The sequence below is a fragment of the Flavobacterium sp. F52 genome (genome assembly GCF_000278705.1).
Classification (GTDB): domain Bacteria; phylum Bacteroidota; class Bacteroidia; order Flavobacteriales; family Flavobacteriaceae; genus Flavobacterium; species Flavobacterium anhuiense.
Genome location: NZ_AKZQ01000023.1, coordinates 126577 through 136677 on the forward strand (window position 1 = coordinate 126577; position 10101 = coordinate 136677).

Here is a 10101-nt window from a genome sequence, read left to right on the forward strand (position 1 = left end):
GTATGTTTTTTTCAAACAAAATCAGACTTTTTTGGTGGAATGAAAAGATAATTCAAGGCAAATCCAAAGAAAATTATGGTGATGTTCTTGGCAAATATCTTATTGAAAAAATTTCTGGAAAAAGAGTTGTATTTGCCTGGCCAAAAAAGTTTTCGATACTAGATTTTATAGCTCCTATTTATGTTACTATTGGAAGTATTTTAGGAAATGTCAACCATAAATGCATTGTCTGGGGAAGTGGGATTATAGATAGAAAAATAAAAATAAAAAAAGCCATTTTTCTAGCTGTTAGAGGGCCACAGACAAGAAAATACCTCATAGATCTTGGGTATGATGTACCAGAGGTCTATGGAGATCCGGCGTTATTACTACCAAGGTATTTTAACGCTAAAATCCAAAAAAAATATAAATTTGGTTTTGTGCCTCATTATAATGATTATAAACAAGTACAAGAGTGGTTTAAGAATAATCCAGAAGTACTGCTTATCGATATGATGACCAATGATATTGAATCAAAAACGGTTGAATTTCTGCAGTGCGAAAAAATTGTCTCATCTTCTCTTCATGGAATTATTGTTGCGCATGCTTACGCTATTCCAGCCGTTTGGCAAAAGTTCTCAGATAAGGTTTTTGGAGATGATATAAAATACCAGGATTATATGGAATCTGTTGAAATTCCTTTTTATAAGCCAGAAATAAGAACTGAAGTTTATTCTTTAGAGGATATGAATATGCTTTTTGATTCATTACCAAACCTTCCTCAAAAACAAAAAATAGATGAGTTATGTAATGGACTAATGAAAGTTTGTCCTTTTAAATAAATGCTGTTTCTCAAATCGTTTTTTGAATGATTTTTATTTTTAATGAAAAAGAACATTTTTATTTTTTTACCAGACGGAGTAGGACTTCGTAATTTTGCCTTAACTTCTTTCAAAGAAATTGGTGAGAAGAATGGTTTTGATATCACGTATTGGAACAACACACCATTTGCTATTGAAGAGAAATTAGGTTTTAAGGAATTAAAGCTTCAGGAAAAGTCAGTGCATCCTTTGACTTTAGTTTATAGTCGTGCACGTAAAAGAATGGAGCTGAATTTTTTTGATAAGAAATTTAATGAAGTAGTTTATAACACTTACAATTTTCCACAATCTTATAAAGGGATAAATAATGCTGTAAAAAGTATAATGGTTGATGTTCTGACAACTTTTGGTTCTAATGAAAAAGGTATAAAGTTTGTCCGTGAGCAGATAAAAAAAGGAGAACGTACAACTAGTAAATATAAGGAAAGCAAAAAACAGTTGGAAGAAAACAAACCTGATTTTGTATTCTGTACCAATCAGCGTCCAACTCAAGCAATTGCTTCTATTTTGGCTGCACAGGATTTAGGAATTCCAACAGGTACTTTTATTTTTTCATGGGATAATCTTCCAAAAGCAACAACTTTAGTAGAAACAGATTACTATTTTGTGTGGAGTGAGCACATGAAAAAAGAGGTTTTAATGTACTGTCCGTATGTAAAAGAGGAACAAATTTTTGTTACCGGAACTCCTCAATTTGAAAGCCATTTTGATAAAACTCTTTTACAATCAAAAGAAGAGTTTTTTGCAGCACATAATCTAGATCTTAATACAAAATACATTTGCTATTCTGGAGATGATATTGTGACTTCTCCTTTAGATCAATATTATTTAGAAGATTTAGCATTATCGGTAAGAGAGTTAAACCAAAACGGATATTCTTTAGGCATCATTTATAGAAAATGTCCTGTCGATTTTACAGATCGTTACGATGAGGTTTTAAATAAATATAAGGATATAATTGTAAACATAAATCCATTATGGAGCCCTGTTGGGCAAAGCTGGAATGAGATTATGCCAACAAAAGAAGATTTTGCACTACAGACAAATATTTGTGAATACACAGAATTTGTGGGAAACATTGCTTCCTCTATGGTATTTGATTTTTCTGCACACAATAAATCTTGCCTCTTTTTTGATTATGAACAGCCACAATTAAAAAAGGGAATTCGTGATATTGGACAAAACTACAAATACATACATTTTAGATCACAACCCTCCGAAGAAGCTGCTTTGTGGGTCAGAAATAAAAAGGATTTAACAGCTATTATTAAAGACATTATTGACGGAAAAACTTCAAGCGTAAAAGAGAGTAAGAAATGGTTTGAAATTATCGTTGGACCAAACCCGACTCAGGCATCTGAAAAAATTTGGGCAAGTTTAAACAGCATTTTAAAAAAGTAATTATTTATGTTCTTTAATTCGCTGGCTTTTGCCGTTTTTTTACCAATAGTCTTTTTCTTGTATTGGTTTGTCTTCAATAAAACGAAAAATACACAAAATGCTTTATTAATTGTAGCAAGTTATTATTTCTATTCTTGCTGGGATTGGAGATTTTTATTCTTATTGGTTTTCTCTACATTTCTAGATTATTTTACAGGAATTCAAATCGAAAAGAGTAACTCCAAAAAAGGTAGAAAGTTTTGGTTCTGGCTTAGTATTTCAGTAAACTTAGGCTTTTTAGGAATTTTTAAATACTATAATTTCTTTGCATCATCATTTGCAGAAATGTTCACTTCTTTTGGATTTAAAGTAAGTCCATTTTTGCTAAATGTTATTCTTCCAGTAGGAATTTCATTCTATACCTTCCATGGATTATCTTATGTAATTGATATTTATTATGAAAGAATAAAAGCAGAATACAACTTTATTGATTATTCTCTTTTTGTAAGCTACTTTCCACTTTTAGTTGCAGGACCAATAGAAAGAGCAACACATTTACTGCCGGAACTAAAAGAAAAACGCGAATTTAATCTTGAAAAAGCAAAAGAAGGAGTTTATCAAATTGTTTGGGGATTAGTGAAAAAAGTCGTCATTGCAGATACTTGTGCTGTATATGCAAATGCTATTTTTGATCATTATCCATCTATGAATTCTTTTTCATTAATTATGGGAGCAATTTATTTTGCTTTTCAGATTTATGGCGATTTTTCGGGTTACTCAGATATAGCGCTTGGAGTTTCTAAATTATTTGGTTTAGATTTATTGCGAAACTTCAATTACCCCTATTTTTCAAGAGATATAGCCGAGTTTTGGCGTCGTTGGCATATTTCGCTTTCATCTTGGTTTAGAGATTACTTATATATTCCGTTAGGAGGAAGCAAAGGCGGACTTTGGATGAAAATTAGAAATACATTCATCATTTTTATTGTCAGCGGATTTTGGCATGGTGCCAATTGGACATACATAGTTTGGGGATTTATAAATGCTGTTTATTTCCTTCCATTATTACTTTCAAATAGTAATAGAAACAATATGGATTCCATAATTTTAAAATGGAATCTAGATTCTGTGAAAGTATTGTTTAGTATTCTAACCACATTTTTATTGACCTGTATTGCTTGGGTGTTTTTTAGAGCAAGAACTATTATAGATGCAGTTTTGTATTTAAAAAGAATATTCACAAATGGCGAGTTTAGCCCTCAATATTTAGATAACGAACGATATAATTATGAATTACTATTGATGATTGGTCTGTTTGTTTTGGTAGAATGGAATAATAAAACTAAAGTAGAACCAATTTCAGGAAAAAGAAGTTGGCTAAAAATGGCACTGGCGATTATGGCAATTATTGCTTTCGGAACTTATTCTGATTATAAAGAATTTATTTATTTCCAGTTTTAATGAAGAAGTTTTTATCATACATATTAGGAATTTTTCTTTTAACAGTTCTGATTGCAGTTCTTTTGGACGGATTGTATACTTATGTTTTTATGCAATCAAAAAATCGTGGAAAAATAGAAACTGTTTTTAATTCTACAGCAAAGAAATACGACGTAGTAATTTTAGGTTCTTCAAGAGCCAACAATCACTTTGTTTCGCAAATGTTTGAAGATAAAGGATTAAAAACGTTTAATTACGGAATGAGTGGAGGACACCTATTTGAAGCATCTTTAATGTTAAAATTGATGATAGAAAGAAAATATAAAATCAAAAATATAATTCTTGAAGCCGATTTAAATCTTTCAAATGACCAAGAATCTGAAGGAGTTGCAACAAAATTTATGCCTTATATTCATTGCTCAAAAGTTATAAAAGATCATTTTGCGACAGAAGAAAACTTTAACGAATTGTATTATATCCCTTTTTACAGATATGTAAAGTTTGATTCTAAAATTGGTTTTAGAGAAGTTTACAAAATAGAAGTAAATGAAAAAACAAATGCTTTGGATAACTTAGGATATTATCCATTGGATAAACACAAAAATGGCAATATGAAAAACAATATTGTCAATTTAAATCCTTTGCCACACAATAAATATTACGAAGAAATAAAAAATATCTGTAAAAAAAATAATATCAATTTTATTTCTGTTATGACGCCAATGTGTGAAAATGTAGTTGGAATGAATTACTTTGATAAAGTGAAAAAACTATATCCAGAAATTCACAATTACGAAAATATAGTTGTAGAGGATAAATACTTTTCTTCGTGTGGGCATATGACAAATGAAGGAGCACGATTATTTACGGCCAGAATTATTAAAGATTTTTTTGAGAAATAATTAATATATGGAAATGAAGAACTTTTTTATTTTATGTATTAAAAATTTTAGCACTAACTCTTGTATTGACGTTTCTAATTGACAAAGTTTATTCATATGCTTATTTGCAATCAAATAAAAGAAGTGAAAATTAGCTTTATCTATAATTCGCCACCAACAAATTATAATGTTGTAATGTTGGACTCGTCTAGAGCAAATAATCATTTCATGACAAAAATGTTTACAGATAAAGGGCTAAAAACATTTAATTTCGGAATGTAAGGCTCAAAGCTATTTGAATCTGACTTGGTTCTGAAATTGCTTTTAGAAGGGATAAAATCAAGAATGTAATAATTGATGTTGATGTCATACTAAAATCTGAAAATAAATCAGATGGAACTTTTTTAAAATTTTCGCCCTATTTTAATGAATCTTATGCAATTAGGGAACATTTTAAGAATTGGATGATTTTAATAGTTTTTATTATATCCCTTTTATAATAAAAAGATCTGTAAAGTGAATAATATAAATCTCATTGCAATTATGACACCTATGTGTGAAAAGGCTATAGTTAAAGATTACTTCAAAAAAGTTAATCAGCTGTATCCTGAAATTTACAATTATGAGAACAATGTGACTGAAGCTAAATATTTTTCGTCATGCAGTCACATGAATGATATGGGAGCGAAAGTTTTTACAGCAAAAAAATTAAACGATTCTTTTTGTTATGAATGTAATTAAGTTAGAAAAGTTAGATTACATTGATGTTATTAGAGGTATAGCTATTTTAATGGTAGTAATTACCCATACCGCTCAGCAGGGATTGTTTAAATTGCCTCATCTGTTATCTGTATTTCTAAGTTTTGGAGCTAGAGGTGTACAGCTTTTCTTTATTGCCAGTGCTTTTACTTTGTTTCGATCATATAAAAAAAGAAGTAAAATTGAAAGTAGTTCAGTTAAAAACTTCTTCATCAGAAGATTTTTTAGAATTGCGCCAATTTATTATTTAGGCATTATATATTATATATTTAGGATAATGTACAATCTTCCTTATTGGCAGGCAAGTCAACCTAATATTACAATTGGCAATGTGATTTCTAATTTTTTTTATTGTCATGGCTTAAGCCCTTATTGGATTAATAGTCTTGTTCCAGGTGGGTGGTCCATAACAGTCGAAATGTTTTTTTATATTCTTTTTCCTTTCTTGTTTAAAAGAATAGAAAATATAAATTCTGGGGTTATATTTTTAAACTTTACTTTATTAGCTAAATTGGTTTTACAAGAGTTTTTTCAGTATGGAAATTTTATTCCAGACACATATTTGTGGAGAGAATTCATTTTTTATTATTTTCCAAGTCAATTACCAATTTTCGCATTAGGTATAATATTATATTTTCTAATTCAAAATCCTGATAATTTAAAATTGGTTAAGACTAAAAATTTTGTATCTTTTTTCATTTTGCTTCCATTGCAAATTGGATCAAAATTCGATTTGCTATATTTAAATCATATAATCTTCGGTCTAATCTTCGTAGTTTTTGCTCTTCTTTTGAGTAAAGGAAAACTTAATTTTTTATCTAAATCATTCATAAGATATATTGGCAAAATAAGTTTTAGTATTTACATAATACATTTTATAGTTATAGCATGGTTAGCTAAGTTTCATTTAATTGATTTCTGTAACGATAGCTTAATTAATTTATTCTTACGATTTATAGTAATCTTGTCCTTTTCAGTCCTTATTTCAACTGTAACTTACCGTTTGATTGAAATCCCGTTTCAGAATTTGGCTAAAAAAATAATTCTAAAGACAGAAAATAATAATTAAAATAAAAAAACTGTTTTTTCAAAAACAATTTAATATGCATATAGCTTTTCTAACCCCCGAATTTCCTCATCCAAAAGTGGCGCATGCTGCCGGAATAGGAACAAGTATAAAAAACCTTACGACTGCTTTACTACAAAAAAATATTAAAGTTACTGTTTTTGTTTATGGTCAGAAAACTCAGGAAATTCTAGAGGAAAATGGCCTCAGCATTCATCTAATCCAGAATAAAAAATATAGATTTTTGGGTTGGTTTTTTCATAGAAAACACATTCAAAACTATATAAATTCAATAATAAAAAAGGAAAAAATTCAATTGTTAGAAGCTCCTGACTGGACAGGAATTACTGCTTTTATGAATTTTCATATTCCTTTAGTAATTCGTTTTCACGGAAGTGATACCTATTTCTGCCATCTAGAAAACAGGCCGCAGAAACGTAAAAACTTTTGGTTTGAAAAAACTGCGGTTGCAAAAGCAAAAGCTTTTATAGCTCCAACAGCATTTGCTGGTAAAGTTTCTAGGGAATTATTTCAAATTAAAGGCAAAGAGATCAAAACCATACATTACGGACTTGAAGTGGAAAAATTTATGAATGAGTCTCCTGAAAATTTTGAAAGAGGAATGATTTTATACATAGGAACCTTAATTCGAAAAAAGGGAGTTTTAGAGCTGCCCGAGATTTTTAACAAAGTACGTCAAGTGTTTCCTGAAGCCAAATTGATTTTAATTGGTGGTGATGCAGCAGATATTTTGACTGGTTCGATCTCTACATGGGATTTGATGAGGCAACAATTTACAGAAGATGATCTCAATAATGTAATATATGCTGGAAAAATTCCGTATCAAGAAGTACAACAGTATATAAAGAAAGCAAACTCCTGTATTTTTCCAACTTATGCGGAAACTTTAGGCATGGTAACTATAGAATCTATGGCAATGCAAAAAGCTGTTGTTAACAGTAGTATGGGATGGGCGGAAGAACTTATTGTAGATCAGCAAAGCGGATTTTTGGTGCATCCTACGAATCATAAATTGTTTGCACAGCGAATAATAGAAATTTTGGAAAACGATTCGATTGCACTTCAAATAGGAAAAGCAGCAAAGGAAAGGGTAAATGAAAAATTTGATATAAGCAACCTGGTTGTAGACAACATACAATTTTACAAGCAGATTATAAATTCAAATAAAAGGTCATGATAATTATTTATCATCACAAAAATAAAGTTGTTGAAGTTGAAAATGATCAAGGCTTCATTAGTTTTCAACAGAAAAATACAACAGAAGTTTTATTTGAGGCAGCCGAGAAATTTGAAAATCACTTTATTATTTGGTGTCACATTGATTTAAAAGACTGCCTAAGTTCTGAAAGCCTTTCGGATATTTTTCATCATAGAAAAATAATGGCCTCTTATAATATAGGAGAAAAATTCTTTTTAAATAATGCTATAGGATATATAGAAGAATCTGTTTTTTTGAATGTTAACAAAAACGTTACCTATCCGACTTGGATGATGAGCTCATGGGTAGGTGGTCTTCATGCTTCTGTTTTAAAAGCTTTAAAAAATGATTTTAGAAAAGCAAAAAGCTTCGATTATTTTTTAGTTTCTTTGGGTAAATTGGCTTCTGTTAGGGGGCTTCTCTGTTATTCGGAACCTCAATTACTCAACAACAAACGAGTATCTTTAATTGAATATAAAGACAACTTTTTTGTTTTATTTCAATTTGTAAAACAGCATTATAAAACAAGGTGGTCGCTTGTGTTATTTTTAAATTTAATTTTATATGAGCGAAAGATTAAATTATTTCCATTACTATATGGACTTTTTTTTAAAAAACGGGAGATTAGAAATGATAGTCTAGATACTATTGAGGTAAATTCTTCTAAGAAAGTCATAGATACAGGAACTATAGATGTCATAATTCCCACGATTGGGAGGAAACAATATCTATATGATGTATTAAAAGATTTAACATTACAGACTCATCTGCCTGTCAATGTAATTATTATTGAACAAAATCCAAATCCAGAAAGTGTTTCCGAGCTTGATTATTTAGTTTCAGAAAGCTGGCCATTTATCATTAAACATACTTTTACACATCAATCGGGTGCTTGTAATGCAAGAAATTTGGCATTATCGCAAGTCGAAAGCGAATGGGTGTTTTTAAATGATGATGACAATAGGTTTGAAGCTAATCTGCTCGAAAATGCACTGAAAAACATTTCGCTATACGGAGCAGAATGTATTACTACTTCCTATCTTCAGAATAATGAAGTTTTTAAGTTTAAAATCATACATCAATCAGGAATTTTCGGCTCAGGTAATAGTTTTTTAAAATCTAAATTTTTAAGTTCTGTTAAATTTAATATGGCTTTAGAATTTGGCTATGGAGAAGATGCTGATTTTGGATTACAGCTTAGAAATGGAGGAAATGATATTATCTATTTTCCAGAATTAAAGATTACGCACTTAAAGGCTCCAATGGGAGGGTTTAGAACTAAGTTTGTTTTTCCGTGGGAAAATGAAGGAGAATTTCCAAAACCTTCACCAACCATAATGTATGTCAAACAGAAATATTTTAGTTTAGAACAGATTTCTGGATATAGAACTTTATTGTTTATTAAAACTCTTAAAGGGAAATCATTATTTAAATGGTTTAATTTTTATACTGAATCTAAACAAAAATGGAATCTTAGTATTAAGTGGAGTAAAAAACTACTTTAATAATGATAAGTAAAATTAAAGTTAGAATAACAAAAACAATATCAAAATGGCTTAAGAAAGTGATTTTGATTGGCTCGCATTCTAGAAAAGGTGTCTGGATAAACGCTGATAGTAAGCCAAAAATAATTATATGTTTTGACGGCAGAATTTCGCATGGCGGTTTGGTTGACAGATTAAAAGGAATCATTTCATTCTATCAAATTGCAAAAATGCTGGATTATGAGTTTAAGATAATTTTTAAACATCCTTTTCAATTGTCATACTTCTTGGAGTCGAATCAAGTTGAATGGGAAGCGATAGAAAAAGATGAAAAATTTTATCTGTTTTCGTCTAAAATTTTATACTTGGTTAATGAATTTGATAAAAATCCCTTAAAAATTATTCGAAAATCTAAGTCAAAAACATTTTTTGTATATAGTAATGTAGACTATTTGCCAGTTTTGTTTCCCGATAAAAGCCGTGATGCATTAAACGAAATTTGGAGAAATAATTATGACGAACTTTTCAAAACATCAAATTATCTTAAAGAACAATTGCGTTTTTTACCGATTACTCCATATATTGTCTTCCATACTCGTTTTACTTCTCTCTTAGGGGATTTTTCAGATACTGTAAGTTTGGTCTTAGACGATGAAGAAAGACAAATTTTACTTCGGAAGGTTTTAAAATCGATTGATGTAGAGGCCTTAATACATCAAGGTAACGAGATTTATGTTTTGTCTGACAGTATTTCTTTTTTAGAAGCAATAAAAGAAAATACGAATTATAAAGTTTTAAAAGGAGCCCCAACTCATATAGAATTAGGACCTAATGACTTAGATTCGCATGCAAAAACCTTTATAGATTTTTATTTTATAATAAACAGCGAAAAGGTTTTTCTAGTCATGCAGGATAAAATGCATAATAGCAATTTTTCAAAATATGCGGCTATAATTGGTAATTCAAATTTTAAAATAATAACCCAATAATATTGGTAAAACGTTTTACAAAA

At 29.7% G+C, this 10101-nt stretch carries 9 protein-coding genes; all 9 read left to right on the forward strand.

What is annotated here, in order from left to right; all coding sequences use genetic code 11:
* Positions 1-2: 2 nt before the first annotated feature.
* The 9 genes from FF52_RS07840 (at position 3) to FF52_RS07880 (ending at position 10078) form a co-directional block, all read left to right on the forward strand.
* Positions 3-821, forward strand: coding sequence for a polysaccharide pyruvyl transferase family protein (locus FF52_RS07840; RefSeq protein WP_008464415.1), 819 nt, complete (start codon positions 3-5; stop codon positions 819-821).
* Between the two features lie 42 nt (positions 822-863).
* Positions 864-2261: a UDP-glycosyltransferase gene (locus tag FF52_RS07845; RefSeq protein WP_008464418.1), complete on the forward strand. Its 1398-nt coding sequence runs from the start codon at positions 864-866 to the stop codon at positions 2259-2261.
* Between the two features lie 6 nt (positions 2262-2267).
* Entirely contained in the window at positions 2268-3701 is a 1434-nt protein-coding gene (locus FF52_RS07850) for an MBOAT family O-acyltransferase (protein WP_008464421.1), read from the forward strand.
* Positions 3701-4582, forward strand: coding sequence for a hypothetical protein (locus FF52_RS07855; protein WP_008464423.1), 882 nt, complete (start codon positions 3701-3703; stop codon positions 4580-4582). The genes FF52_RS07850 and FF52_RS07855 overlap by 1 nt, the downstream gene beginning before the upstream one ends.
* 522 nt (positions 4583-5104) lie before the next feature.
* Positions 5105-5302, forward strand: a complete 198-nt coding sequence (locus FF52_RS23875; protein WP_008464424.1) for a hypothetical protein — start codon at positions 5105-5107, stop codon at positions 5300-5302.
* Positions 5289-6389, forward strand: a complete 1101-nt coding sequence (locus FF52_RS07865; protein ID WP_008464425.1) for an acyltransferase family protein — start codon at positions 5289-5291, stop codon at positions 6387-6389. The genes FF52_RS23875 and FF52_RS07865 overlap by 14 nt, the downstream gene beginning before the upstream one ends.
* A 34-nt stretch (positions 6390-6423) precedes the next feature.
* Positions 6424-7584 (forward strand): glycosyltransferase family 4 protein, encoded by a 1161-nt coding sequence (locus FF52_RS07870; RefSeq protein ID WP_008464426.1) that lies wholly within the window; start codon positions 6424-6426, stop codon positions 7582-7584.
* On the forward strand, positions 7581-9110 hold the full coding sequence (locus tag FF52_RS07875; protein ID WP_008464427.1) for a glycosyltransferase family 2 protein: 1530 nt from the start codon (positions 7581-7583) through the stop codon (positions 9108-9110). Before FF52_RS07870 ends, FF52_RS07875 begins: the two co-directional genes overlap by 4 nt.
* Before the next feature lie 2 nt (positions 9111-9112).
* The gene (locus FF52_RS07880; protein ID WP_008464428.1) at positions 9113-10078 is read left to right on the forward strand and encodes a hypothetical protein; all 966 of its coding nucleotides are present in this window, start codon (positions 9113-9115) and stop codon (positions 10076-10078) included.
* The last annotated feature ends 23 nt before the right edge of the window (positions 10079-10101 follow it).